General features: G+C 33.1%; 22 protein-coding genes, 3 tRNA genes and 1 pseudogene. 17 read left to right on the top strand and 9 right to left on the bottom strand.

Translation table 11 applies throughout. The annotated features are described in order from the left end of the window. Positions 1–75 precede the first annotated feature (75 nt). The 3 genes from HYN86_RS08965 to era form a co-directional block, all read right to left on the bottom strand. Positions 76–2,829, bottom strand: a complete 2,754-nt coding sequence (locus tag HYN86_RS08965) for an outer membrane beta-barrel protein (protein WP_113677721.1) — start codon at positions 2,827–2,829, stop codon at positions 76–78. A gap of 156 nt (positions 2,830–2,985) precedes the next feature. Then, positions 2,986–4,293 (bottom strand): ribosome biogenesis GTPase Der, encoded by a 1,308-nt coding sequence (der, locus tag HYN86_RS08960; RefSeq protein WP_113677720.1) that lies wholly within the window; start codon positions 4,291–4,293, stop codon positions 2,986–2,988. A gap of 276 nt (positions 4,294–4,569) precedes the next feature. Next, entirely contained in the window at positions 4,570–5,451 is an 882-nt protein-coding gene (gene era / locus HYN86_RS08955) for a GTPase Era (protein ID WP_057117109.1), read from the bottom strand. A gap of 116 nt (positions 5,452–5,567) precedes the next feature. On the opposite strand from era, the gene HYN86_RS08950 reads away from it, so the two are divergent. Beyond that, positions 5,568–5,640: transfer RNA gene (locus HYN86_RS08950), tRNA-Met, on the top strand. 194 nt (positions 5,641–5,834) lie between these two features. Here the strand turns inward: HYN86_RS08950 and HYN86_RS08945 are convergent. Next, positions 5,835–6,593, bottom strand: a complete 759-nt coding sequence (locus HYN86_RS08945; RefSeq protein ID WP_113677719.1) for a hypothetical protein — start codon at positions 6,591–6,593, stop codon at positions 5,835–5,837. Between the two features lie 421 nt (positions 6,594–7,014). On the opposite strand from HYN86_RS08945, the gene HYN86_RS08940 reads away from it, so the two are divergent. The 7 genes from HYN86_RS08940 (at position 7,015) to HYN86_RS08910 (ending at position 12,811) form a co-directional block, all read left to right on the top strand. Beyond that, positions 7,015–7,542, top strand: coding sequence for a DUF3575 domain-containing protein (locus HYN86_RS08940; RefSeq protein ID WP_113677718.1), 528 nt, complete (start codon positions 7,015–7,017; stop codon positions 7,540–7,542). A gap of 436 nt (positions 7,543–7,978) precedes the next feature. Further along, a tRNA-Glu gene (locus tag HYN86_RS08935) sits at positions 7,979–8,050 on the top strand. Between the two features lie 244 nt (positions 8,051–8,294). Next, a complete protein-coding gene (locus HYN86_RS08930) occupies positions 8,295–9,389 on the top strand; it encodes a Ppx/GppA phosphatase family protein (protein ID WP_113677717.1) in 1,095 nt (364 codons plus the stop codon). A 154-nt stretch (positions 9,390–9,543) separates the two neighbouring features. Next, positions 9,544–10,377, top strand: a complete 834-nt coding sequence (locus tag HYN86_RS08925; RefSeq protein ID WP_113677716.1) for an SDR family NAD(P)-dependent oxidoreductase — start codon at positions 9,544–9,546, stop codon at positions 10,375–10,377. A gap of 18 nt (positions 10,378–10,395) precedes the next feature. After that, positions 10,396–11,310, top strand: coding sequence for an AraC family transcriptional regulator (locus HYN86_RS08920; protein WP_113677715.1), 915 nt, complete (start codon positions 10,396–10,398; stop codon positions 11,308–11,310). 78 nt (positions 11,311–11,388) lie between these two features. Further along, a complete protein-coding gene (locus HYN86_RS08915; RefSeq protein ID WP_113677714.1) occupies positions 11,389–11,970 on the top strand; it encodes a TetR/AcrR family transcriptional regulator in 582 nt (193 codons plus the stop codon). A gap of 49 nt (positions 11,971–12,019) precedes the next feature. Beyond that, positions 12,020–12,811 carry an SDR family NAD(P)-dependent oxidoreductase gene (locus HYN86_RS08910; protein ID WP_113677713.1) on the top strand — a complete coding sequence of 264 codons (792 nt, stop codon included), beginning with the start codon at positions 12,020–12,022 and terminating at the stop codon, positions 12,809–12,811. Positions 12,812–12,893: 82 nt separating this feature from the next. Here the strand turns inward: HYN86_RS08910 and HYN86_RS08905 are convergent, their stop codons facing one another. Beyond that, positions 12,894–13,139, bottom strand: coding sequence for a hypothetical protein (locus HYN86_RS08905; RefSeq protein WP_113677712.1), 246 nt, complete (start codon positions 13,137–13,139; stop codon positions 12,894–12,896). Between the two features lie 306 nt (positions 13,140–13,445). Here HYN86_RS08905 and HYN86_RS08900 point away from each other — a divergent pair, with 306 nt between their 5' ends. Continuing rightward, complete coding sequence (locus tag HYN86_RS08900; protein WP_113677711.1) at positions 13,446–14,705, top strand: putative DNA modification/repair radical SAM protein; 1,260 nt, start codon at positions 13,446–13,448, stop codon at positions 14,703–14,705. 1 nt (position 14,706) lies between these two features. Next, positions 14,707–15,483: a TIGR03915 family putative DNA repair protein gene (locus HYN86_RS08895; protein WP_113677710.1), complete on the top strand. Its 777-nt coding sequence runs from the start codon at positions 14,707–14,709 to the stop codon at positions 15,481–15,483. 9 nt (positions 15,484–15,492) lie between these two features. On the opposite strand, the gene HYN86_RS08890 is transcribed toward HYN86_RS08895, so the two are convergent. Further along, positions 15,493–16,959, bottom strand: coding sequence for a glycoside hydrolase family 130 protein (locus tag HYN86_RS08890; protein ID WP_113677709.1), 1,467 nt, complete (start codon positions 16,957–16,959; stop codon positions 15,493–15,495). Positions 16,960–17,194: 235 nt separating this feature from the next. Between HYN86_RS08890 and HYN86_RS08885 the strand changes: the two genes are divergently transcribed. Together HYN86_RS08885 and HYN86_RS08880 are read left to right on the top strand one after the other, a co-directional pair. Then, a complete protein-coding gene (locus HYN86_RS08885) occupies positions 17,195–17,734 on the top strand; it encodes a helix-turn-helix domain-containing protein (RefSeq protein ID WP_113677708.1) in 540 nt (179 codons plus the stop codon). Between the two features lie 88 nt (positions 17,735–17,822). Then, positions 17,823–18,761: a hypothetical protein gene (locus HYN86_RS08880; RefSeq protein ID WP_113679896.1), complete on the top strand. Its 939-nt coding sequence runs from the start codon at positions 17,823–17,825 to the stop codon at positions 18,759–18,761. Between the two features lie 24 nt (positions 18,762–18,785). Here the strand turns inward: HYN86_RS08880 and HYN86_RS08875 are convergent, their stop codons facing one another. Further along, positions 18,786–19,031, bottom strand: coding sequence for a hypothetical protein (locus HYN86_RS08875; protein WP_113677707.1), 246 nt, complete (start codon positions 19,029–19,031; stop codon positions 18,786–18,788). 407 nt (positions 19,032–19,438) lie between these two features. Between HYN86_RS08875 and HYN86_RS08870 the strand changes: the two genes are divergently transcribed. From HYN86_RS08870 to HYN86_RS08855, 4 genes are all read left to right on the top strand, one after another. Next, entirely contained in the window at positions 19,439–19,987 is a 549-nt protein-coding gene (locus HYN86_RS08870; protein WP_113677706.1) for a DUF4494 domain-containing protein, read from the top strand. A gap of 179 nt (positions 19,988–20,166) precedes the next feature. Continuing rightward, complete coding sequence (locus HYN86_RS08865) at positions 20,167–21,693, top strand: glycosyltransferase family 39 protein (RefSeq protein ID WP_113677705.1); 1,527 nt, start codon at positions 20,167–20,169, stop codon at positions 21,691–21,693. A gap of 2 nt (positions 21,694–21,695) precedes the next feature. Beyond that, complete coding sequence (locus HYN86_RS08860; protein ID WP_113677704.1) at positions 21,696–22,220, top strand: DUF4269 domain-containing protein; 525 nt, start codon at positions 21,696–21,698, stop codon at positions 22,218–22,220. Between the two features lie 91 nt (positions 22,221–22,311). After that, positions 22,312–22,384: transfer RNA gene (locus tag HYN86_RS08855), tRNA-Met, on the top strand. 571 nt (positions 22,385–22,955) lie between these two features. Here HYN86_RS08855 and HYN86_RS08850 read toward each other — a convergent pair. Beyond that, positions 22,956–23,585, bottom strand: a complete 630-nt coding sequence (locus tag HYN86_RS08850) for a TetR/AcrR family transcriptional regulator (protein WP_113677703.1) — start codon at positions 23,583–23,585, stop codon at positions 22,956–22,958. A gap of 120 nt (positions 23,586–23,705) precedes the next feature. On the opposite strand from HYN86_RS08850, the gene HYN86_RS08845 reads away from it, so the two are divergent. After that, a complete protein-coding gene (locus tag HYN86_RS08845) occupies positions 23,706–23,966 on the top strand; it encodes a hypothetical protein (protein ID WP_113677702.1) in 261 nt (86 codons plus the stop codon). 390 nt (positions 23,967–24,356) lie between these two features. Here HYN86_RS08845 and HYN86_RS08840 read toward each other — a convergent pair. Then, positions 24,357–25,034: pseudogene (locus HYN86_RS08840) on the bottom strand (IS1 family transposase). Positions 25,035–25,110 lie beyond the last annotated feature (76 nt).

Below are 25,110 nucleotides of genomic sequence, written 5' to 3'. Positions count from 1 at the left end.
CTTTGTCCCTTTGAGCCTTTGCCCCTTTGAACCTCAGTCCCTCAGAACCTTAGAACCTCAGCGCCTCTAAAAAAATCATGACCCTCGCTGTCTCTTTCCTCCTTTTTTGCTTTCGGCAAAGTTTCCGATTTTGTAGGCTAGAGAAAACATTACATAACGTTTTAAAACAGTATTTTCCTCATCACGAATCGATGTTGAAGAAATCGTTCTTGTAGCACTCTGATTCTGATTTAAAACATCATAAACTTTAACCTTAGCGTATAATTTTTTATCTAAGAAACCGTATGACAAACTCGTATTCCACAGAAAGAAATCTTTTTTAAAGTCTCCAGAGATGTTTGAATTGTAAGTGTAGCCAAAGTCATTTCCGAAAATCAAATTTGCCGGCCAGTAAGAGGTTGTCTGCAGATTAACCCTATGGATAACATTTGAAGTAGCATCTCTTGAAAAATTCTCATAACGGGTTTCATTATAAGATAAGCTGTAAGATGGCGCAATCGAAAGCACATCACCATAATCATAAGACGCATAAACACTTGGCGTTACGATAATCGATTTTGCATTGTATAATTCGGCATTTGTAAATCCCTTGTCAAAATTATAATTACCGCTTAAACGTAATCCGTATCTTAAAGTGTGAGCATCTTTTTTAATCTGCTGGTTCCAGTTTCCTCCAATAGAAGCCGAATAAGTTCCTGAAATATTTACATAGGTTGTATTTCTTTTTCCACTTTCATCATAAATTGAAGTCGAAACAACATCGTTATTATAATAATCACCTTTAATAAAAACGCTGTAACCAGAACGAGTTCTAAAATCAAAATTCTTAAAATCAATTCCTGCGCTGTTTTTCTCAATCGGATTTAAATCTGGATTTCCAATGACACTATTTAATGGGTTATTTAAATTCGCCACAGGCATTAACTGGGTTGCAGATGGAAGTGCATTGGAATAATCATACTTAAATGTTAAGTTCTTGGAACGATTGAATTTGTATCGAAATTGGGCATTTCCGTACGGAAGCGCATATCTTTTATTCAAATCTGTTGCTTGATTAAGATAAAAAGAATGATTATCAAATTCTACAATTGAAGTTTTTGAATTTACATTCAAACTGAATTTACTCTTCTGCCAGCTGATTCCAACCTTTGGAGAAATAGAGTTTTGTTTAGATGTTGTGTAATTCGTCAATGATAAATTTAAATCTGAATATTCCTGAGCCGTTTCATCAAAATCAAATGTTTTCTGATCATTTACAGAATTCTGCCAGTTAAAATCGGTTCCAAAACGTACTCGAAGCGAATCTGTAATCGGCTCTGTATATTCTACATCAATCAAATACGTGTCGCTTTTTGAGGTATTTTTTGCATTTTGATTTCTTTCATCATTCGGCTTTCCGTCTTGATAAAAAATAGTTTCCGAAATATTGATTCCGTTTGAATCGTTTTTAGTGTTATTATTATTGAAAACTACACTAAGGTTTCGTGATTTCTTTTCGAAAACTTTGTTGAAATTAATACTGTTAGCAAAATTTGTATTCGAACCTTCTGTATGTGATGTTCCACTGCTCTCGTTTAATAATTCTCCGTTTTCATTTTCAGAAGAAGATGAAGAAAATAAATTACTGTTCGATTGTGATTGGTTTAATTTTGGAGCAACAACAATTCTCATTGTCGGATCAATTTTATATTCAAGTTCAAAATTGACATTGTTTCCAGTATTTTCGTTTCTGTTTTTAGAATCCGATTCGGTTACGATATTTCCTGTTGGAAGGAAACTTACCTGATTCGATTTACTATCATTTTTAGTAACAGAATTTGTAAAGTTATAACTGCTCATAAACTCCAAATCCTTTGTCCAATCATCAGAATAATTAATTCCTGCTAAAGTAGACTGCGTAATTCCCTTTCCGCCTCCGCCGGCACCTTGATTACCACCACGTGTATTACGGCCTCCGCCCATATTATCAAAAACCTCATCCATTGAAAATCCGGTAGAGTTGATATTATTTGAAGAAGCTAAAACGCTGATTTTTTGTTTATTCTTGAAAAAATTCATCATCAAACTGCTTTCATAGCGTTCGTCTGATCCATATCCGCCAAGTACTTTTCCAAAATATCCTTTGTTTTTCTTTTCGTCAATGGTAATATTTACAGTCGAATAATCTGAAGTAGATTCTTGTTTTGCGAGTTCTTCTTTCTTGGTTTTAAAATCAGAAACCTGAATTTTTTTTATAATATCTGCTGGAAGATTTTTAATCGCAATAGCGCCATCCTTATCAAAAAATGTTTTTCCATTCACTAAAAACTGATTCACTTCCCTCCCATTCACCGTAATTTTTCCAGTATTGTCAACATCAAATCCCGGCAGCTGTTTCAATAATGCTTCTACGTTTGCATCTGGACGAACTTTGTAAGAGCCCGCGTTAAATTCTAAAGTATCTTTTTTAATGGTAATTGGCGGCGCCTCGGTTTTAATTACCACTTCATTTAAGGCATTTACGTTTTCAAGCATGTACAGTTTTCCAAAGTCTTTACTTTCTGTAAGTCCTTTTTGTTCTTCGTAATAATCTTGAAAACCCGTATAATTTACTTTTAAAAAAACTGGTTTATCGTACTTTTTGGTGTTGATGATAAAATTCCCGTTTTTATCGGTAGTTGCATATTCAATAATTGTGGAATCTTTTACAGAGGTAAAATAAACGGTAGCAAGTTCAAGCGGTAACTGCGTGTTAATATCAACAACAGTTCCTTTAACAACGATATTATTTTGGGCATTTGTCGAATAAATAAATGCTAAAAACAATACAAACGAATAAATTTTGGTCATAAAATTAGGTTAGTTAGATCAGTAAGACTTAAAAAAACGCAAAAGGTTTAATTGTATTTTTTACATTTATTCAAATATAATGCCAATAAAAAATCAATCTTGTAATTTATTTAGGCATTAAACATAAAAAAGTCCCCTATTTGCGGGGACTCTTTTTTACTTTTCTCTGATATAAATATCGATTGGAACTCCTGAAAAATCCCATTTCTCTCTAATTTTATTCTCCAGATAACGTTTATAAGGTTCTTTAACGTATTGCGGCATGTTAGCAAAAAATACAAACTGAGGTGTTTGTGTTGGCAGCTGCATACAATATTTAATTTTCACATATTTTCCTTTTGTCGCTGGCGGCGGATAAGCTTCAATAACCTTCAACATGAATTCGTTGAATTTTGAAGTTGGAATTCTTTGTTTTCTATTTTCAAAAACCTGAACCGTAGCTTCAAGTGCTTTTAATAAACGCTGCTTTGTCAAAGCAGAAACGAATAAAATGGGCACATCTGTAAAAGGCATTAATTCTTTTTTGATTTTCTCTTCATAATCGCGAGTAGACATGGTATCTTTTTCCACCAAATCCCATTTGTTTACCAAGATTACAACACCTTTACGGTTTTTCTCTGCCAGCCAGAAAATACTCTGATCCTGACCTTCGAATCCGCGAGTTGCATCTATAACCAATATACAAATATCTGCATGCTCAATTGCACGAACCGAACGCATAACAGAATAAAACTCTAAATCTTCTTTTACTTTTGCTTTACGACGAATACCAGCAGTATCAACCAAATTAAATTCGAAACCAAAACGGTCAAATTTAGTATCAATTGCATCACGAGTTGTTCCAGCAATATCTGTAACAATATAACGATCTTTACCAATCAAGGCATTGATAAAACTAGATTTTCCAGCATTCGGACGTCCTACAACTGCAAAACGTGGTAAATCTTCTTTAACCTCAACTTCTGGTTTTTCTGGGAAAGCTTCTATTAAAGCGTCTAATAAATCTCCAGTTCCACTTCCTGAAATACTTGCAAAAGTAAAATATTCGCCTAAACCAAGGTTATAAAACTCAACCGCATCTTTCTCACGCATTGCGTTATCAACCTTATTTACAGCCAATAAAACTGGTTTTGTTACTTTACGAAGTAATTTTGCAACGGTTTCATCCATTGGCGTAATTCCTTCTTCAACATCAACCACAAAAATAATAACATCGGCTTCGTCAATAGCAAGTTCTACTTGTTTACGGATTTCACCTTCAAATACGTCATCAGATCCGCGAACGTATCCACCTGTATCAATGACAGAAAACTCTTTTCCGTTCCACTCGCTTTTACCATAGTTTCTATCACGGGTAACCCCAGATACTGAATCTACAATAGCTTCTCTTCTTTGTATCAGCCTATTAAAAAGGGTCGATTTCCCTACATTAGGTCTTCCTACTATCGCAACAATGTTATTCATTTTTTTGAATTTTAGATTTTAGATTTCAAATTTTAGATTCTTAGTTTCCTAAAGTTCTATCATTTATAAATCTAAAATGCCTTATTTAAATTTTTTGCAAAGGTAGTCTTTTTTAGTTTGCAGTCACAGTTTTAAGTATTCAGTTAAAAAACTGGTAAAAACGTGACCTCTAAATTAAAAACTGACTACTTTTTTTTGGAGTTGTTTCCTGTTATATTTTTAATTCGCATTCACAATTTTCAGACTGAGACTGTAAACTGCGACTGAATACTCTTTTTACTGATTATACCCAAATCGTTTCAGCATATTAGCGTTGCTTCTCCAGTTTTTATTCACTTTCACGTAAAGTTCGATGTGAATTTGTTTTCCGAAGAATTTCTCTAAATCAGCACGGGCATCAGTTCCTACTTTTTTCAACGCTGCACCTTTATGTCCTATGATGATTCCTTTTTGCGTTTCGCGCTCTACCATAATTACAGAACGGATTCTGATAATTTTCTCATCTTCAAAAAACTCTTCTGTAACGATTTCAACTGCATACGGAATCTCTTTGCTGTAATTCAATAAGATTTTCTCACGAATAGTTTCGTTAACAAAGAAACGTTCTGGCTTATCTGTTAATTGATCTTTAGGATAATATGCTGGTGATTCTGGAAGTAATTCGATAATTCTTCCGAAAACTTCTGGAACGTTGAAGTTTTGCAAGGCAGAAATTGGAAAAATTTCTGCATTTGGTACTTTTTCTTTCCAAAAAGTAACTTGCTGCTCTAATTGTTCCTGATTGGAATTATCGATTTTATTTAGCAGCAATAAAACCGGAATTTTAGCATGAATGATTTTATTAAAGAAAGCTTCGTCTTTTAAGTCCTGCTCTCCTATTTCGACCATGTAAATCAAAATATCTGCATCTTCAAAAGCCGATTTTACAAAGTTCATCATAGATTCCTGCATTTCGTATGCCGGCTTGATGATTCCGGGAGTATCAGACAGAACCAATTGAAAGTCTTCGCCGTTTACAATTCCTAATATTCTATGACGTGTAGTTTGTGCTTTAGATGTAATAATTGACAATCGCTCTCCGACGAAAGCGTTCATCAATGTTGATTTTCCAACATTTGGATTCCCGATGATGTTTACAAAACCTGCTTTATGTGACATTTGCATAATATTTAAGGTGCAAAGGTAGTCATATCAACTCAATACAGAAAATAAAACATTTTTTTAAGTTTTCGTTGGATTTCTAAAAAATCGGCGTATCTTTGCACCCGAAACATCGCGGGATAGAGCAGTAGGCAGCTCGTCGGGCTCATAACCCGAAGGTCACAGGTTCGAGTCCTGTTCCCGCTACAAAGTAAAAAGCTTCAGAGAAATCTGGAGCTTTTTTATTTCAAATTACAGCTCGTCGGGCTCATATCCGCCACAGCGGACAAAGGTTCGAGTCCTGTTCCCGCTACAAAGTAAAAAGCTTCAGAGAAATCTGAAGCTTTTTTTGATTTTATACTCTTTTTAGTAAGTTGTTATACGTAGTAGATTCTTCTTCTTTAATTAGCTCGATGCATAACTTCCCATGTAGGTTCAAATTCTAACTCTTCAAAGTTAAACAAATGTAAATTCCTGCCCTTATAGATACCATTGCTAAAAGTATCTTGTATGCCATTTACAAAAGTCCAATTTTCGTCTTTTTCAGGTTTACCCCATTTTCTTGTTTTTAAAATTGTGGCTTTCGAGTTTATTCTTTCAGACAACTCTTTCAAAATCGGTTTGGAGTCAAATTTTAAACTTTTGGCAATTGCCACTACAATAAAATAGCCAAATTTAATATCACGATTATTTTCAAAATCAGTTTCATTAGATATTGAAATATAAACATCTGGCGGTGATTGTCTTTTTTCACAAATTGTCCAACTTGGCGACCATGATTCAAAATCGAGAAAGTAATTATCCGTATTATTAGACATTGTCCATTTTTCATGTGATTTTTCATCCCATTTGAGTTTCCCAAGCTTTATTTCTGAATGATATATAAATTCCTTTTCTTTTTTGGAAATACGTTTTTCAAGTTTGTATTTGGTTGCTCTACATCCTACCTCTTTAAAAATTCCGTTCTGTTTTATTAGCAAGTCAAAATATGGCTCAAAGTCTGATTTCCAATTTGCTGTTATCCAAGGCAATTTGTTCTCAGTGGTCTGTCCAAAAATTAAGCAAAAATCATATTGTCTATTCTCCCAACTTGAATCAGCATTAGTCAAATTGTCGTAAAAATTTACAAACTTATCTTTAAATTGTTTTATTAACTTCATTCTCTATTGGTTTGTTTATAAATATAACTAATTAATACATGTAACAAAACTATCAAAATTGTCATAGATATTCTGTTTTAATATAAATCATTAACATGCGTAGACGATAACATTATAATAATCCACAATAATCTGGTTAGATATTTGAATGTTTCCCGCTGATAAAGAAAGCTTCAGAGAAATCTGGAGCTTTTTTGTTTTAATTAACTCGGTTAAGATTTGTTGCGATCACGAACCGAACATTCTCGGCAGCACGAAATATTCGCCTTTCCAATTATATGCTCTTCGTAAATTGACATACATATCTAGAAATTACTGAATAAGAATTTTATGACTAATTTAGGTTTATCCATAGGTTTAATTAACGTTTATTTAAGCAAAGTCTAATATTTTTGACTCGAATAAATAAACTAAATACCACATGAAAAAAAACTACTTAATTATCATCATGCTATCTTCAATTTTTTCTGTAAATGCACAGAATAACAACGAGAAAAAAAACGAAGTCAAAATAAATGTGATATCACCTTTAGCTGGATCATTTGAGGCTACTTATGAAAGAAATTTGAATGCTAAATCATCTTTAGGTGTTTCAGGATTGTATGTTTTTAATGACAATGCCGATGAAGATATGAACTATTCCATATCTCCCTATTACAGAAGATACTTTGGAAAGAAATATGCTTCTGGCTTTTTTGCCGAAGGATTTGGAATGCTAAGCTCAATTGACGGAAAAAAAGTCTACGAAATAAATGATACTTCTAAATTTACGGAAGACCCAGATGTAATTGACTTTTCCCTTGGTATAGGCTTAGGAAGTAAATGGGTTACTAAAAGTGGTTTTATATTTGAAGTTAACGCCGGCTGGGGAAAACTATTATTTAATCCTGATAAAACTGACCACACTCAAGTTGTGAGATTTGGCTTCCATTTAGGATATCGATTTTAAACCTTAAATTCATAAATACTTTTAAAATCTCTATTCAATCCAAAAAAAGCCATTAAAAAAATCTCGCATTAGAGATTTACTACGACACAGCTTCAGAGAAATCTGGAGCTTTTTTTCTTATCTTATTTATAAAATCTTCCTGAAAGATTCAAAACACAACAGAAAACACAAAAGAATATTCTTTCAAAATTTAAAATTGGAAAAATATTTTTCAATTAAATTAGAAAATATCACTGTACTGCAAATTAGTTTCTTCGCTGTTTCTCGACAAAACAACCAATTATTAATCAAACAAATACATTTCAAATCATTTTATTTTTTGACGATTGATACTCGTAAAATGCATTATTTTTACAAAAATTGAATAAAGTTTTTTTTGAAAACGTTTTGTGTATTCTAAAAATAGTTGCACTTTTGCACCCGCAATACAAAAGCAGGTCCGTTCGTCTATCGGTTAGGACGCCAGGTTTTCATCCTGGTAAGGGGGGTTCGATTCCCCCACGGACTACTTAACAAAAGCTTCAGAGAAATCTGAAGCTTTTTTGTTATATAAAAGATTTAAATCGCCCAATGTTAAGGTTATCATTTAAATTCTATATTTTCTAATATCTGCATTTATCTTAGTAAATGTTTTTATAAATTTGCAATCCAATACCGAAAACTATAATTTTTAATTCAGAATTATGACTTTCATATAATTACCATAAATTCTTTTTTAGAAATAAATCTTATTATAATTATAATTAACAACAATGCTTAAAAAAAACAAACCCCAAGTTCTATTTTTTATTCTTTTAAATTTATTTTTTACCCTTAATTCATTTTCTCAAAAAAGTATTTACGCTGGAATTGAAATTGGCCGCAGAGCTATAAAAGTTTCTGTTCTTGATGTAAATAATATTAAGAAAGCTGATTATAAAATTCTCTCTTTCTGGACAGAAAGAATTCCGTTTGCTGATCATATAAGCGCTGCTGGCGAACTTACTGCAGAAGATATCACGAGAACAAGCAATACAGTCGTTGATCAATTAAAAAAAATCAGAGCCGAACATAAAATTCTTGAAGAAAACATCTTTATCGTTGCTGCTCCTGTTTTTGAATCTGCTCGTAACATTGACGTTTTAAAAAACAAAATCTCTTCTCTTACTAATAAAGAACTTGAGATCCTAGATGTTCATGAAGAAGCTAAAACACTAGTTAAAGGCGCTATTCCTCCAGTTGATTTTGCCAACGCTTTCCTTTTAGATATCGGTGCTCAAACTACTAAAGGCGGTTATATTGACGAACTTAAAGACAACAAATTAGAGTTTGTTCCTTTAGCATTAGATTTTGGTACTATGACACTAACTGATGCCGTAGAAAAAACAGTAGTAAATAAAAGTCAGATTAATGACATGTCTACTTATCAGGAAAAATCTTTTGACTTTAACCCTGTTTTACGTAAGAAGACAAAAGAATTGTTCGATGCAAATCCGACTTTAGAAAAAAAGGATAAATTGTATTTATCTGGTGGAGCTGTTTGGGCATTTTCGACCTTATACTATAATGAAAACGTGAAAGAGCATTATGTTGCTTTAAGTCTACAAGATGTTATTGATTATGATGCTGTTTTAAAAAATAATTTTACAAAGTATACTACTCTTGCGAAAACCAATAAAGAAGCGGCTAGAGTTTTAAGTACTTATGACCAAAAATATTTGATTTCGGCAAATAACATATTAGTAACCTGCCTGGAAAGTATCCCGAATTTAGCCTCTAAAAAAATATACTTTGTAAAAGAAGGACAAGTAACTTGGCTTATCTCTTACATCGCAGATCGATCTAAAAAAGTAAATACTAATTTCTAAAAATATTTTCGATAATTCTAAAGCTTCAGAGAAATCTGGAGCTTTTTTTTGTACTAATAATTTACCTCAACTTGAACACAATATTCTTCTTTTTGAACACTTTTCAAACGCAAATCTTATAGAATTTTGTCTTTACAATTAAACGTAAAAAAATATGAGTACTAGAAAAGTATGGTTTATTACAGGCGCTTCAAAAGGAATGGGGCTTGAAATCGCAAATGCAGTTTTAAAAAATGGAGATCAAGTTGCAGCGACATCACGAAATTTAGCAGAATTAACTACTCAAATTAGTGAGCAGAACGAAAATTTTCTACCGCTTCAGCTTGATATTACAAATGATTTTGAAGTAAAAAGAGCAATTCAAACTGCAGTAGATTATTTTGGAAAGATTGATGTTGTAGTGAATAATGCAGGTTATTATTTAGTAGGAAGCCTAGAAGAAATAAGCGATGAAGAATTTCGTAAAACAATAGATGTCAATTTATTTGGGACCGTAAATGTAATTCGAAACGTGATGCCTTTTCTACGCAAACAGCAATCGGGGCACATTATAAATATTAGCTCGAATATGGGATATGTAGGTTACGGAAATACAGGAAGTTATAATGCTGCGAAATTTGCCGTTATTGGACTTTCAGAGGCACTGGCTCAGGAAGCAAAACAATTTAACATCAACGTTACGGTAATTGCTCCTGGAATGTTCCGCACTAATTTCATGAGCGACACTACCCTTGCCTCAACACAAAATAAAATCGAAGCTTATAAAGTTGAAGAACATTTAAAAATGCTCCAAAGTTTTAACGGAAAACAGCCCGGAAACCCAGTTAAGCTGGCACAAGTATTAGTTGATATTACAAAATTAACCAATCCGCCGGTGCATCTTCCTTTGGGACCAGATAGTTACAACTCTATTATAGAGCATCGAAAAGCTGAAGCTGCAGAAATGGAATCATGGAAAAATATTTCGTTCTCTACTAATTTCGATTAATTTGTAAATTTGTGTAAAATGAAAAAATCAATTCCACATAAAATCAAAACAATTTCAGAGCTGCATCAATTGTTTGCTCTTTCAAAACCAGATCATCCTTTGGTTAGTGTAATTGATTTTGCTTCCTTAAGTTATAAACACAGCAATATCTGGGAACATTTTACAAACGATTTTTACTGTATCACCTTAAAAAAGGGAGTTAACGGAAAATTTAAATATGGTCAGCGTGATTATGATTTTGATGAAGGAATGATGACGCTGACCAAACCTGGTCAAGTTTTCTCCGTAACGCAGACAAACGATAACCCTGTGACTGGGTTTATGTTGGTTTTTAAGAGCGATTTGATGAACCATTATCCGCTGGGAAAAACAATTAATAACTACGGCTTTTTTTCCTATTCTGTGGCAGAGGCTTTACATCTTTCAGAAAAAGAAGATGTAATTATCTCAGGACTGCTCAAGCAAATGCAGGATGAATTAAAAAACAATATCGATCATTACAGTCAAGATCTTATTGTCTCGCACTTAGACTTACTTCTCAATTACATTAACCGATTTTACGGCAGGCAGTTTATCACTAGAAAAAACTCTAATTATGATTTGTTGAGCCAATTGGAGCAGTTACTTTTTGATTATTTTGATAAAGAAAATGCAACTTTTAGCGGACTTCCAACCGTTCAATATCTATCGCAGCAACTTAATATTTCCGCCAGTTATTTAAGTGATCTGCTTCGTAATATTACAGGTCAAAATACCCAGCAGTACATTCATAATTATCTGATTGAAAGATCGAAACAATTGCTGACCACAACGAATTTAACTGTCAACGAAATTGCATTTTCATTAGGTTTCGAATATCCACAGTCCTTTAGCAAACTTTTCAAAAAGAAAACCGATTTAACACCGCTTCAGTTCCGAAAATCTTTCAATTAAATTAAAAAAAACTTAAAATATTTGCATCAAGAAGATTTTTGAAATAATTTTGTATCGATCATTACAAAATATAATCAAATGCGAGGAAGACCTACAATTTACGAAGATGACAGCATCATAAAAAAAGCGCAGGAACTGTTTTGGCAAAAAGGATATACCGCTACTTCCTTAAGCGATTTACAAAAAGCAACCGGAGCTGGGGCTGGAAGCTTTTACAATACTTTTAAAGGAGGAAAAAAAGAGGTTTTTCAAAAAGCCATCGCAGAACGCAGATTGGCATTTGATGCTTTTAAAAATGAATTAAACCAAAGCGATTCTCCATTAGAATTAATTAAAGATTTTTTTAGAAGTAATGCTTCAGCAGATGAAATCGAACATCTTAAAGGATGTATTATCGCTAATACTGTTGTCGAAATGACCTTTATCGACGAAAAACTGGAATTCGATGCGGTGCAGATTCTAAAGGAAGTTGAAGAAATGTTCACACAGACTATACAAAGGGAAAAAAATAGAGGAAACCTAAAATCGACAACTGATCCCGAAATATTGGGCAGGTACTTAATAACATTCTGGTGCGGTTTAAATACGCTGCGAAGAATGTACCCAGATAAAAAGATTTTAAAAGAGCAGATCGAAATGCAATTAGCTGTTATCAGCTAATTTTTTTGACTATTTATGTATCAATCATTACAAAATTAAAACAATAAAAATGAATTTAAAATTAGAAGGAAAAAGAGCGTTCATTAGTGGTTCAACTCAAGGTATCGGCTATGCAGTAGCACAGCAATTATTGAACGAAAATGCCGAGGTAATTATCAATGGAAGAAGTAAAGAAAAAACGGCTTCGGCTGTACAAAAGTTAAAACAGGAATTTCCTAATGCTGTTGTTTCTGGAATTGCCGCGGATTTTGGAAATAAAGAAGAAGTAACTGATTTATTAAATGAAATCATCGAAATAGATATCTTAGTAAACAATCTTGGAATCTTCGAATTGAAATCTTTTGAAAACATAGAAGATGAAGATTGGTACCGCATTTTTGAGATCAATGTAATGAGCGCCGTACGTCTTTCAAAAAAACTATTACCATCGATGCTGGAGAAAAAATCAGGCAGAATTATCTTCATCAGCAGTGAATCTGGCGTAAATATTCCCGAAAACATGATTCATTACGGAATGACAAAAGCTTCTATGATGGCCATTAGCAACGGCTTGTCTAAGTTGACAAAAGGAACTGAAATTACCGTTAATACAATTTTAGGCGGACCAACTTATTCTGACGGTGTTGCTGCCACTATAGAACATATTGCAGGATTACAAAATATAGATGTGGAGCAAATGAAAAGTGCCATTATACATCAAACCAATCCAGATTCTTTGCTACAGCGTTTTATAAATCCGTCCGAAATTGCTTCACTAGCCGCTTATCTAGCAAGTCCTATTTCAATTGCCACAAATGGAACCTGTCTTAGAGCAGATGGAGGTGTTTTAAAAACGGTCTAATTATCAGAAAGCTTCAGAGAAATCTGGAGCTTTTTTGATTATGCGCAAAAGACAAAAAAACATATTCAATCTTAATAATTTATTAAGCTGCTTTTTTAACACTTCGTTTCTTATTTTCTAATAATTGTAGATTGTTTTCGGCACAAAGAATTTTTTCTGTTGAGCCATTTTTTTGAATTTCAATCAAATAATGAAAATCTCGCTCTTTTGAAGTAGATTTTATTATAAGCCCTTTTTTGAAATCCATTTTTCTTTCGATCACAGTCGCCTTATAAGATCTCCCACTCAATGCAGTGTAGGATACATCTTGTCCTTGTATAAATTTCATCGTTTTAGCAATTCGATTATTAATATTCGCTAATACTTGTACGCTCTTTAGGAGATAAACCAATCAATAAGGGGGTTTGATTAATTTTTCATACAGTTGCGCAATTTATATAAATCGAAAAAACCTCAACCACGTATTTATACCTGTTTTCTAACTTCTCGAAAATTAATCATTCAATATATAGTCCTTTTCTTGTTAGAAAAAATTGATACAATTTAGAACAGTGATTTTCAGCTCCTTTTTAAGCCAAATGAGTAGTTTTGAATAGATAAATTTTCTTTTCAAAAACAATTAAATAAGATCAAAATGGTACATGAAAGAGTGATGGAGAAATTGGCGATCTTAGCTGATGCTGCCAAATATGATGTTTCGTGTTCTTCGAGTCAAAGTAATCGTAAGAACAAAAATAAAGGTTTAGGCGATGCTTCAGCAAATGGCATTTGTCATTCGTACACAGAAGACGGGCGCTGTGTGTCTCTGCTGAAAATTTTACTGACCAATCATTGTATTTTTGACTGCGCCTATTGTGTAAGCCGAAAAAGTAACGACATTAAACGTGCTGCTTTTACGGTTCAGGAAGTGGTAGATCTTACTATAGGTTTTTATAGAAGAAATTATATTGAAGGATTATTTTTGAGTTCTGGCATTTTTGACAATCCTGATTTCACAATGGAACGTCTGGTAAGAATAGCAAAAAAATTACGATTAGAAGAAAATTTTAATGGTTATATCCATCTCAAAGCAATTCCCGGCGCCAGCGATGAGCTTTTAAAAGAGGCTGGTTTATATGCAGATCGTTTAAGCGTGAATGTCGAAATGCCGACAGAAAAAAGTTTGAAACTGCTTGCTCCCGACAAAAATCATGTCGATGTGATTAAGCCGATGGAATATCTTAAAAATGAAATTGCCGGCCATAAAGAAGAAAAAAAACTAAATTATAAAGCACCAATTTTTGCTCCTGCCGGACAAAGTACTCAAATGGTGATTGGTGCAACACAGGAAAATGATCTCGAAATTTTAGGCATGGCCAATTATTTCTACGAAAAAATGAGCATGAAACGTGTTTATTATTCTGGATATGTGCCAATTAGTTACGACAATAGACTTCCCGCAATTGGAACTCCTGTTCCGATGATTCGGGAGAATCGATTGTATCAAGCAGATTGGCTGATTCGCTTTTATGGTTTTAATGTAAACGAAATTGTTGGTTTTGACCAGCCCAATCTTGATCTCGATATCGACCCAAAATTAGGCTGGGCGTTGCGAAATCTGGATCAATTTCCGGTTGATATTAATACTGCAGATCTTGAATTAATTAAACGGATTCCTGGAATAGGTTTTATGAGTGCGAAAAAAATTGTCGCTGCAAGAAAGTTTAAAAAGCTGCAGCCTGAAGATTTGCAAAAATTAGGAATTGCCTACAATCGCTCAAAGTATTTTTTGGCTTTTGCTTCTCCTTTTTATCTGCAAAAAGATCTGACTTCTATTCAAATAAAAAGTCAGATTTTAAATTTGCAGAACAGCAAATACAAAAATAATTTTTCAAACCAGCTTGCCTTATTTTAAAATGACACAGGTAATTTACGACGGAACTTATGAAGGCTGGCTGACAGCTGTTTTTGAAATTTATGAATATAAGCTCAAAGATGTAGTTTTCGCTAGAGATGAAGCATCTAATGCTTTACTTTTTTCAAATATTCATATTGTATCAACAGATAGTATTAAAGCAGACCGAGTTTTAGACGGCCTGAAAAAACGGCTTACTCCTACTGGTTTTGCACATCTATATTATGCCTTTTTATCTGAATTGAATCAGATGGAGGAAACTTTATTTCGATTTGTTTCATATGCCTTTTCAAGTTCAATAAACATAGAACAAGATTTAGGTAATAATGATGTTTTAAACGTTAAAAAAGCAGCACATTTAAGTGGAAAAGAAAGTCACAGAATGAAAGCTTTTGTTCGTTTCAAGCTCACGAAAGACGAATTATACTATGCAATTGTCGAACCTGATTGTAATGTTTTGCCAATTATCCAAAATCATTTTAAAAACCGGTATGCAGATCAGCGCTGGCTTATTTATGACGCCAAAAGAAAATACGGAATTTACTACGATCTTGAAAATGTATCAACGGTAGAATTAAAGTTTGATTCGGATACTTCCTCATCAAAATTTCTCGCGGAAATATGCGATGAAGATGAAGAATTCTTTCAAAATTTATGGCGCCGCTATTTCAGCAGTGTCAATATTGAATCCAGAAAAAACACAAAACTTCATCTTCAGCATATGCCAAAAAGATATTGGAAAAATTTGACAGAGAAAATTCCTGATTTGAAAAAATAAAAGTAATTACTACTTACTTTTCTTCAACGCATCTAATAATTCTGCCAAATTAACCACTCCATAAGTAGAACAATAATCGGATACAGCGTAAGGTAAAATCAGGCTGTCATTATGAATAATTGCCCCGCAGGAATATACCACATTTGGCACATATCCTTCTCGCTCATCTTCTAATGGAGAAAGCAAAGGCTCTGTAAGTCTTCCAATTTCTTTAGATGGATCATCCAAATCAAATAAAGACGCACCTATACAATAACGTCTCATTGTACCAACACCGTGGGTAATAACCAGCCAGCCTTCTTCTGTCCAAAGCGGCGAACCACAATTTCCTATTTGTGTCAACTCCCAAGTGTAGCGCGGCTCCTGAAGAAGAATCGGCGTATTCCACTGTGTAGCTCGATCAGAATACATAATATAGTTATTAACTCCGTCAATTCGGGCAAGCATCGCGTATTTACCTTTTATCTTTCTAGGAAACAAGGCAAGATTTTTATTTTGCGCCCCTGCCCCGTGAAGCGGCATTACTCTAAAACTGTAAAAATCTTCGGTAGAAATCAGTTTCGGCAAGATAGTATGTCCGTTATAAGCGGTGTAAGTTGCCATTACGCGAACCGAATTGTCATCATCGACAAAACGCACAAAGCGAGCATCTTCTATACCACGGCTTTCTGAATCTGAAATTGGAAATATTACACGTTCTGTAATATCAGAATCGTGTTTGAATTGTATATCGTAAAACGAATTAGCCAGCCAAAGTATTTCCTGCAATGCAGTTTTTCTTTCTTCACGAATAATAGGATCACTCAAAGCTGTATTCAGAATGTTTTTGAGAATTGCAAATTCAAATTCATCTGGAAGATCCTGCATAATCTGGGTAATATATTTATCTGTTGTATGCATTTCAGATAACTTAGTCAGGAATCGCTCTTTATTAAATAAGGTTTTATGTTCGATTTCGGCTTTATCAATATGATTACCGATTTTCATTATATGCAGATTATTATCTCTATCTAAAATTCCTCTTCTAAAAACAATAGACGAAATATGGCCTTCTCCTGTAGCACGAAAAGAAATTACAACACGTTTTTCTCCGGCTTCTAAGCCCGTTTGATCAAAATCTTCGACAATTGAAGGATTAAAAATAGCGGCAGATTCAATCGCATATTCCATTGTGCAATAAGAACCTATCAGCATTTTTCTGTCAAGAGACATCCCTTCGTAATCAATCTTCATTGCTTCGATTATGGGTCTAATTCTTTCGCAATGTCTAAAAAACACAGCCGAAATATTTCGATGACGTCTTGCAAATTCACGTAAGGTCTGCTCTAAAGTCTGTAATACCTGCTTTTCATTCAGCATCATGATCCGAAGTACCATTTGCTGAGTTCGTTCATTCCCGTTCATAAAATATCGGGCTACAACTCTTCTAGAATCTGGTGTAAATTTTATATTTTTTCGGACAACTGATACTCTCATAAATATGTTTTTGGTTAAAATAAAACGGGGTAAATCTTTTATTCTACAACAAGTTAATAATTTTGTTAAAGAAAAAAGCTTAATTTTTTATTAAACTTTCTAGTTTTTCGATTTTCCGAATTAAAAATGTTAAAAGAAAAATATACTTTAATAAACGCCTCAAATAATTAAATTGTTGTGATAAAAACTTTTTTCCTACTTTCGTCTGCACACTAAAAAAAAGAAAACTGAAGAAATGAACAATAAAGTTAAAATTTTGAGAGAGGAAAAAAACATGACTCAAAATGAACTGGCGGAAAAATCTGGGCTTTCCCTGCGTACCATTCAGAGAATCGAAGCTGGAAATATTCTTAAGGGATTTACATTAAAAACAATTGCTCAATCTTTAGAAACCCAGCCAGAAAATCTACTTGTTCAAAAAGAAAATAGTGAAATAGAAAGAGCTAAAATCATTAATCTTTCTGCATTAACCGGACTTGTTATTCCGTTTGGAAGTATCATTTTTCCTTTAATTTTAACTTACAAAACCAAAGATCTTAAAAATAGAGAACTCGGAAAACAAATCATAACCATTCACATCTTTTTAAGTCTCATACTTTCCTTTCTACTAATTTTAAGCCCTTTTATTCAAAAGGTTCTTCACACACGTTTCCCTTTATTTCTTATTCCATTAATAACAATTCTTGGTTTAAAACTAGCTGTTGTTATATTAAACGGAATCAGTTTAAACCAAAAACAAGAATTAGCTATCAAACTCAAAAACAACTTCTTATAGCCGAAGTCATAAAAATGACGTAAAAATGTCATATGCTTTTTGCTCGAAAATCGGAATCTATCGCCGAATCTTGCAAAAAAAATCAGCTATGAAATTATTTAAAAAAATTATCATTATTATTTTAGCATCGATCGCTTTATCGATGTTGGGAGGTTACTTTTACTTCCAAAAAAAATTCACACCCAAAGAGAACTATCTTCGTGTCTCTGCAACAGCAGAAAAGATTCCTATAAAGTGGATTTCTAGTGATGAAAATACGCACAGTGCATTACTTCTGCCTGTAAAAATTAATGGAATTGACGAGACATTTTACATGCAGTTTGATTCTGGATCTCCAATTACTGTTTTTTACAAAAACTCGCTGGAGTCTATTGCTCAAAAATTTTCCAGCCAGATTAAACTCAATACAGAAAAAAATGAAGTTTCGTCAGGTTTTAAAATTGGAAAAATGAACGTTGAATCTGCTCATTTTGAAGTTTTGAATTATGGCAAGAAAATCAATTTTGATGATTCAGACGCCACAAATATAATTGGTACAATTGGTACGGATTTATTAGAAAAACGAATAACAATTTTAGATTTTAAAAACAACAATTGTTCCTTTATCGAACAAATCAAAGAAAATGATTTTGCAGATTTTGAATTTAAAAAACGTAAAATCCTAATTCCTGCTAAGGTCAAAAATGAGAACTTAAAACTACTTTATGACTCTGGAACAAGCGGTTATGAATTAATAACCACCAAAGAAGTCTGGAACGAATACAAAACCAAAACGAGCCGCATAAAAATCGAAAAAGGAAATTCCTGGGGAAATACTTTAGATGTTTTTTCGGCTGATGCAAATCAGAAGATAGCATTTGGAGCATTACCATTAAAACTATCTGAAGTTACCTACATCGAAGGCACATCGAAACTGCAGAATTTTTTAATGAAAAGTTCTGGAATGCAAGGCATGATTGGAAATAAACTTTTCCTTAATAATAAACTAATTCTGGATTGCAAAAACGAAAAATTTAAGCTTGAATAAAGTAGTTTTCTTTCTATATATAATTTAGGAATTGATTTCTATAATGGTTTTAACATTTTCGATAAAAGTCTCTGTATCTTTCATTTCTTGTTTAATTGAAACATGGTGATCTGATAAATTATATTGTTCTATCATATCTTTTTTCAAGTATTTTAACATAGATTCTAGACTACGCGTATCATTTTGACCTTGCCTTTTTAGTTCTTTGTGTTTGCTTTCAATATACTTTAAAGTTTCTTTTAACTTTTGAACGTTTAATTTTCCTGTCATGTATGCTCCTTAAAATTACTAAAAATAACAGCTAGAAATATGGTCAGACTCAATATGCTCCAAAAACCAATACCATTTGAATATGCCTCACTCCTAGCCATTATCTTTTGACACTTACGTTCAAATTGACCATTTGGTTTGAGGGTGATTGCTTTTTTTTAATAAAATTAAAATTGATGAAAAATAATTTATTGACTTACAATATTTTACACTTTAAAAATAATTTCAATTTTTTAAAATTTAAAAAGATGAATGCGATTACAAAGCGCTTTCCAATCAAAAAATCGCAACTTTCAGATGATCAAAACATTACCAAAAAATATCTAAAATTGTGAATATCTATTTCAGGATTTAACTATTTATTTTGTTGTAAAATTTATCTTTGGCATCCTTAAAATTTAAAAGAGATGAGCGTAGTTTGGTACGAATGCAAAGTAAAATATAGAAAAACAGATGAAACCGGCGGACAAAAAGTTTTAACCGAACCATATTTGGTTGATGCTTTGTCTTATACAGAAGCTGAAAAGAGAATAAATGAAGAAATGGCCGCCTATATTAGTGAAGAGTTTAAAATCACGAATATTAAAGTTGCTAATTATGCCGAAATTCATCCGTTTGAAAATGCCGACAGGTGGTTCAAATCTAAGGTTTCTTTAATTGCTTATGATGAAGAAAGCGGTAAAGAAAGAAAAACGAGTATGTACATGCTGGTCCAAGCAAATGATGTTCGCGAAGCTTATGACAACACAATTCATGTAATGAAAAATACAATGGGCGAATATTCGATTCCGGCAATTTCGGAATCTCCTATTATGGATGTTTTCCCTTATTTCAGTGGTGAGGAAGGCGAAACAGAAATGCTGGAAAGATTTAACACACTGAAAGCTTCGAAACCTGAAAAACCAGAAGCGGAAATTATTGATCACATGGAATTTGAAACGGCCGCAGAGGAATAATTTGTTTAAATTTCAAAAAAAATAAATTCTAAATTCCATAAGAGAAAATTCTATCCTTATAAAAATAGCTTCAGAGAAATCTGGGGCTTTTTTTATTCCAATCAAAATGAAAATAAACATTATATTCGCTTAGATTTACACTGACACAAAACCATTTACAACTAAAAACCAAAAACTTCATGACTAAAAAAACGCTGGTTTTAATTGGGTTTATTCTACTGAAATTTGTTTTGCAGTACGTCTTGATTAGTCCCGAATATGATTTGCAGCGAGACGAATATCTGCATCTGTATCAAGCGCATCATTTGGCATGGGGCTATCTATCAGTACCGCCGGTGAGCTCTTGGTTTTCATATATTATTTTTCTTCTAGGAAATTCGGTTTTTTGGGTCAAGTTCTTCCCTGCCCTATTTGGTGCGCTGACACTTTTAACTGTTTGGAAAACTATCGAACTCTTAAAAGGAAATCTGTATGCTTTGATACTTGGCGCGTTAGGTATTCTATTCTCCTGTTTACTGCGTCTGAATATGCTTTATCAGCCAAACTCGTTAGATGTTTTGTGCTGGACTGTATTTTATTATATTTTAATTCAAGATATAACTTCCCAAAAAACAAAATGGCTGTACATTGGAGCGGTTGTATTTGCTTTTGGCTTTCTCAATAAATACAATATTCTCTTTTTATTACTTGGATTAATTCCTTCTATTTTAATTTCTAACCAAAGAAAAATTCTTGGTCAAAAACAGCTTTATTTTGCCTTAATTCTAGGATTTCTTTTGATTCTCCCGAATCTCGTTTGGCAGTATCGTAATCAATTTCCAATTGTTCATCATATGAAAGAATTGGCTGAAACGCAATTGGTAAATGTAGATCGCGCAGGATTTTTAAAAGAGCAGATTCTCTTTTTTATTGGTTCTCTTTTTGTAATTCTGACTGCGCTTTATGCTTTGCTTCGTTACAAACAGTTCCAAAAATTCCAATTCTTTTTTACCACATTTATTTTGACACTTTCAATCTTTATGTATTTCAAAGCCAAGTCTTATTATGCGATTGGTTTGTACCCAATTTACATTGGATTTGGTGCTGTTTATCTTTCAGTTATTTTAGAAAATGGATGGAAACGCTTTTTAAAACCTGTTTTTATTCTTATTCCCATTCTTCTTTTTATTCCCATGTATAATGTTGCTTTTCCTAACAAAAGCCCTAAATACATAGTTACACATTCAGAGCAGTATAAAAAATTGGGAATGCTTCGGTGGGAAGACGGTAAAGAGCACCAATTACCTCAGGATTTTGCAGATATGCTGGGCTGGAAAGAATTGGCCGGCAAAGTTGATTCTATTTATACCACGCTTCCCAGCCAAAAAGAAACTATTATAATTTGTGATAATTACGGACAAGCTGGAGCCATTAATTATTACTCCAAAAAAGGTATAAAAGCCATGTCATTCAACGCCGATTATGTGAACTGGTTTGATCTTACTATTCGATATAAAAACCTCATACGCGTTAAAGAATTTGAAGAAAATAGCGATGAATTTAAAGAGACAAGTCCGTTTTTTGAGAAGGCATTTTTAGGAGGTCAGATTACAAACAAGTACGCCAGAGAATATCAAACAACGATTTTTGTTTTTACAAATGCCAAAATCAACATCAATAAAAGGCTGGAGCAAGAAATCCAAGAAGAAAAAAATTATAACGATTAAAGATGGTTGATTTCACTAACATTTCATATTTAAAAACAGGAAATCAAAAACAACAAAGCGCATTCTTAGTTTTAACAAAATACAAAGTTTTGGAAAAGCTGTCTGAATTTGATCCTCTTTTAGTGGGTACTATTCCCATAAACATTGACATTGAAAATAGTGATCTTGATATTATTTGTTATTGGACAAGTAAAACAGACTTTATAGATAAGATTACGCTCTTTTTCGGAAAAGAAAACGGGTTTGTTATTAGAGAAACTTTAATTGATCAGGTAGAATCTGTAGTGGCAAACTTTAAAATCGACATTTTTGAAATAGAAATATTCGGGCAGAATATTCCAACTTTACATCAAAATGGGTATAAACATATGCTCATTGAAGATCAAATTCTGCGTAAAAAAGGCGAGAACTTCAGATTAGAGATTATTAAACTCAAAGAAAAAGGAATAAAAACCGAACCTGCATTTGGTCTGCTATTAGGCTTAACAGGAAATGTTTACGAGGAATTATTGGATTTTAAAGTCTAGCAAAACTTGATATTTAGCGAAACTATAAAAAATAAAGTATCAAAATTATTTGCATAACCGTATTTAGTGTGTATCTTTGCACCCGAAACATCGCGGGATAGAGCAGTAGGCAGCTCGTCGGGCTCATAACCCGAAGGTCACAGGTTCGAGTCCTGTTCCCGCTACTAAGACAAAGCTTCAGAGAAATCTGGAGCTTTTTTATTTCAAATTACAGTTTGGCAGGCTCATATCCGCCGCAGCGGACACAGGTTCGAGTCCTGTTCCCGCTACTAAGACAAAGCTTCAGAGAAATCTGGAGCTTTTTTATTTCAAATTACAGTTTGGCAGGCTCATATCCGCCGCAGCGGACACAGGTTCGAGTCCTGTTCCCGCTACAAGGTAAAAAGACCTGTCTTTTAAAAAAATAGTTTTTTTTTTATAATTTACTCCGACAATAAAAAGTTTTACCTTAAAAAAACAAAATGATTCGTTAATCCTTTTAAGTTAACCTAATGGTATTGAACCTTTTTAGTAATTAAACAAAATTTATTTTCTCATTCTATAAATTATTCCCGAGTATTACTTTCTATATAGTCCCAATCCCACTGTTCAGGACTACACATTTCTGGATTTAAGCTTTCCCAGCTTTCCGCTCTTTTTTTTGAACCCTAAGGATTAAAATAAAAATACCTAATCTTTAAAATTACCGAAGGGCAAGACGTATATTGTTATGTTTCTTCTTTATTTGTATAGCTTTTATAACTCCTCATACGTCTTGTCTATAAGAAAAGACAAGGCTTCTTCCACTTGTTTGCGTCCCTTTTCTGATTGCATATCCAAACCCGAAAAACAGCTTCCATTAAAGACTGCATACATATTGAGATAATATAATCCAGACACAAGAAGAGCTGTAATAGCACGAAATTTTTCGGCATTTTTTCCAAAGTGCGGATCGAATATCGCTTTAAACAATTCTTCACCATTCTCTTCCTGCAATTCGGTCATTTTTCGCAATGCAGGTCGCTCTTCGGAAAGACGCCAAAGCAATAATTTTTGCAATTCTTCTTTTTCGTGAACATATGTAAATTGGTTGTACAGCATTTCTTTCAGCAAAACTTTTCCACCATCTTTCGAATCCGTTTGTATTTTTTCAGTCGACACATTACTCCAATAATCTTGCGAGCGAATGTAGGTGTCCATCAAGCCATCTAATCCGCCAAAATAAGTGTAAATCATTTTTTTGTCTACACCCGCTTCAGAAGCAATGTTGTTTATTTTTAAACCAGTAAAACCTTGAGCCTTCAATATTTTTCCTACCGCTTCCAAAAATTTTATTTTGCTGCGTTCCTTGTTGCGCACTGTTCCAGAAACTTCTTTTCTTTCCATTTTAAATCAAGCTTTAGAAATAAATTCATGAATTTTTATTAAAAATAAAACACCAATTGGTGTATTATTTATACATTTGTAAAAATAAAAATAACTAATAGAACTTTAAATAAAAAAATTATGCAGACAAATCAAATTAAAAATTTAACCAACGAGCAATTGTTAAAACGAAGAAACTTATTGAAAGGCGTGGTCATTGGATTTTTAACTATTGCGGTTCTTGCGGTGGGTATTCTAATTTACCTGTACGCTACCAAAGGTTTTGAAAACTTTAATATCGCAACGCTCATTCCTGTATTTGCTTTACCCGTAACCTTAATGCCTGCATTGAGCAGTTTAGCTATGATCAACAAAGAAATGAAAGTAAGGGGTTTGAAATAACTTATTGGCTTTCAGAATAAATTTTAAAAAATAAATTTCGAAAGCCCCCTCTACGAAGTCTTCTAATGAAAAGCTGCGTATTCTATAATAAAAAAGTAGACGTCTCAAAGTCTTAGACTTTAAAACTATTTTGAAATAGGCTTAACCATACCATACTAAAAAAGCCAGAGACTTTTGACATACTTACAATTTATAAGAACAAAAAAATTGCAAAAAGTCAGATACATTTGCGCAGATTTTCATTAGGCACTCTTCATAGAGCGGGGTAATCAAAATTTTTTCAATGCCATGAGCCAAATCCCTTCCTGGTACATTTCCAAGTAATGCAGTTAAACCATACTTATTAATCTCATCTACTGAATATCGTAGATAAACTTACTGTTTTACTTCTCAAATCCAAAAGTAAATCTTCAAAACAGCAGTAAAAATCACTAAACTTTTACTGAAGCACATTGTCCTGCGGTTTAGTCGCTTAAGATGAGTTCTGAGTGTCAGATTCTTCCTTTCAATATGATTTGTTCCGAAACGTTTGATAGAATGCACTTTCTCATCAATCAGATACCTATAGTTTTTAAGTCTGTCTGTAAATATCTTTTTAGCGTCAGATAATTTCAGAGTTTCCAAAACACGGTTCAGAGTTTTATTGGTTCGTTTTCCAACATTAAAACTTACAAAACTTCTAGAATTCTTTTCCAATGCATAAACCAGCCAAATATAATTTTTCTTGTGCTTAATGTAAGTGCACAGCTCATCAACTTCATAAGTTTTGCCTCTGCTGATAATCGGCTTGGCAATGCTTCTGGCAATTAAGATGATTCTTTTCAGTAGTGTTGTCGTTGATATTTTTAATATTCTTGCCGTGCTTCTTATTACTAAACCCTCTTTGGTTAATTGGATAATATTCTGGTTTATCTCTGCCTCCTATGCTTGATAAATATAATTTTCAACTCTAGTTTTCCGGCGTGCTCTGCAAATATATCTTTGATTACCAGATTTTGTCTTTCTATACTTTATCATCTCTCGAATATCACCAACACATCTGTAACACCTAGTCTGATTTGACTCCATTTTTTTCGATTTAAAACATTATAAAATAAAAAAACAGCTTTTGGGCTGTTTTAATTTTATGCGATAGTAATATAAA

Origin of the sequence: Flavobacterium fluviale, assembly GCF_003312915.1 — a bacterium.
GTDB classification, from domain to species: Bacteria; Bacteroidota; Bacteroidia; order Flavobacteriales; family Flavobacteriaceae; genus Flavobacterium; species Flavobacterium fluviale.
The sequence above is the reverse complement of the archived record's forward strand: the minus strand, read 5'-3'. Positions and strand labels throughout refer to the sequence as shown.

Excerpts from the sequence above, each read along its gene's own strand:
- der (WP_113677720.1), bottom strand. The coding sequence starts at position 4,293 with ATGAATAACATTGTTGCGATAGTAGGAAGACCTAATGTAGGGAAATCG.
- HYN86_RS08890 (WP_113677709.1), bottom strand. The coding sequence starts at position 16,959 with ATGAGAGTATCAGTTGTCCGAAAAAATATAAAATTTACACCAGATTCT.
- HYN86_RS08885 (WP_113677708.1), top strand. The coding sequence starts at position 17,195 with ATGAACAATAAAGTTAAAATTTTGAGAGAGGAAAAAAACATGACTCAA.
- HYN86_RS08925 (WP_113677716.1), top strand. The coding sequence starts at position 9,544 with ATGAGTACTAGAAAAGTATGGTTTATTACAGGCGCTTCAAAAGGAATG.
- HYN86_RS08845 (WP_113677702.1), top strand. The coding sequence starts at position 23,706 with ATGCAGACAAATCAAATTAAAAATTTAACCAACGAGCAATTGTTAAAA.
- HYN86_RS08875 (WP_113677707.1), bottom strand. The coding sequence starts at position 19,031 with ATGACAGGAAAATTAAACGTTCAAAAGTTAAAAGAAACTTTAAAGTAT.
- HYN86_RS08895 (WP_113677710.1), top strand. The coding sequence starts at position 14,707 with ATGACACAGGTAATTTACGACGGAACTTATGAAGGCTGGCTGACAGCT.
- era (WP_057117109.1), bottom strand. The coding sequence starts at position 5,451 with ATGTCACATAAAGCAGGTTTTGTAAACATCATCGGGAATCCAAATGTT.
- HYN86_RS08965 (WP_113677721.1), bottom strand. The coding sequence starts at position 2,829 with ATGACCAAAATTTATTCGTTTGTATTGTTTTTAGCATTTATTTATTCG.
- HYN86_RS08940 (WP_113677718.1), top strand. The coding sequence starts at position 7,015 with ATGAAAAAAAACTACTTAATTATCATCATGCTATCTTCAATTTTTTCT.
- HYN86_RS08860 (WP_113677704.1), top strand. The coding sequence starts at position 21,696 with ATGGTTGATTTCACTAACATTTCATATTTAAAAACAGGAAATCAAAAA.
- HYN86_RS08870 (WP_113677706.1), top strand. The coding sequence starts at position 19,439 with ATGAGCGTAGTTTGGTACGAATGCAAAGTAAAATATAGAAAAACAGAT.
- HYN86_RS08915 (WP_113677714.1), top strand. The coding sequence starts at position 11,389 with ATGCGAGGAAGACCTACAATTTACGAAGATGACAGCATCATAAAAAAA.
- HYN86_RS08945 (WP_113677719.1), bottom strand. The coding sequence starts at position 6,593 with ATGAAGTTAATAAAACAATTTAAAGATAAGTTTGTAAATTTTTACGAC.
- HYN86_RS08910 (WP_113677713.1), top strand. The coding sequence starts at position 12,020 with ATGAATTTAAAATTAGAAGGAAAAAGAGCGTTCATTAGTGGTTCAACT.
- HYN86_RS08920 (WP_113677715.1), top strand. The coding sequence starts at position 10,396 with ATGAAAAAATCAATTCCACATAAAATCAAAACAATTTCAGAGCTGCAT.
- HYN86_RS08880 (WP_113679896.1), top strand. The coding sequence starts at position 17,823 with ATGAAATTATTTAAAAAAATTATCATTATTATTTTAGCATCGATCGCT.
- HYN86_RS08930 (WP_113677717.1), top strand. The coding sequence starts at position 8,295 with ATGCTTAAAAAAAACAAACCCCAAGTTCTATTTTTTATTCTTTTAAAT.
- HYN86_RS08905 (WP_113677712.1), bottom strand. The coding sequence starts at position 13,139 with ATGAAATTTATACAAGGACAAGATGTATCCTACACTGCATTGAGTGGG.
- HYN86_RS08865 (WP_113677705.1), top strand. The coding sequence starts at position 20,167 with ATGACTAAAAAAACGCTGGTTTTAATTGGGTTTATTCTACTGAAATTT.
- HYN86_RS08850 (WP_113677703.1), bottom strand. The coding sequence starts at position 23,585 with ATGGAAAGAAAAGAAGTTTCTGGAACAGTGCGCAACAAGGAACGCAGC.
- HYN86_RS08900 (WP_113677711.1), top strand. The coding sequence starts at position 13,446 with ATGGTACATGAAAGAGTGATGGAGAAATTGGCGATCTTAGCTGATGCT.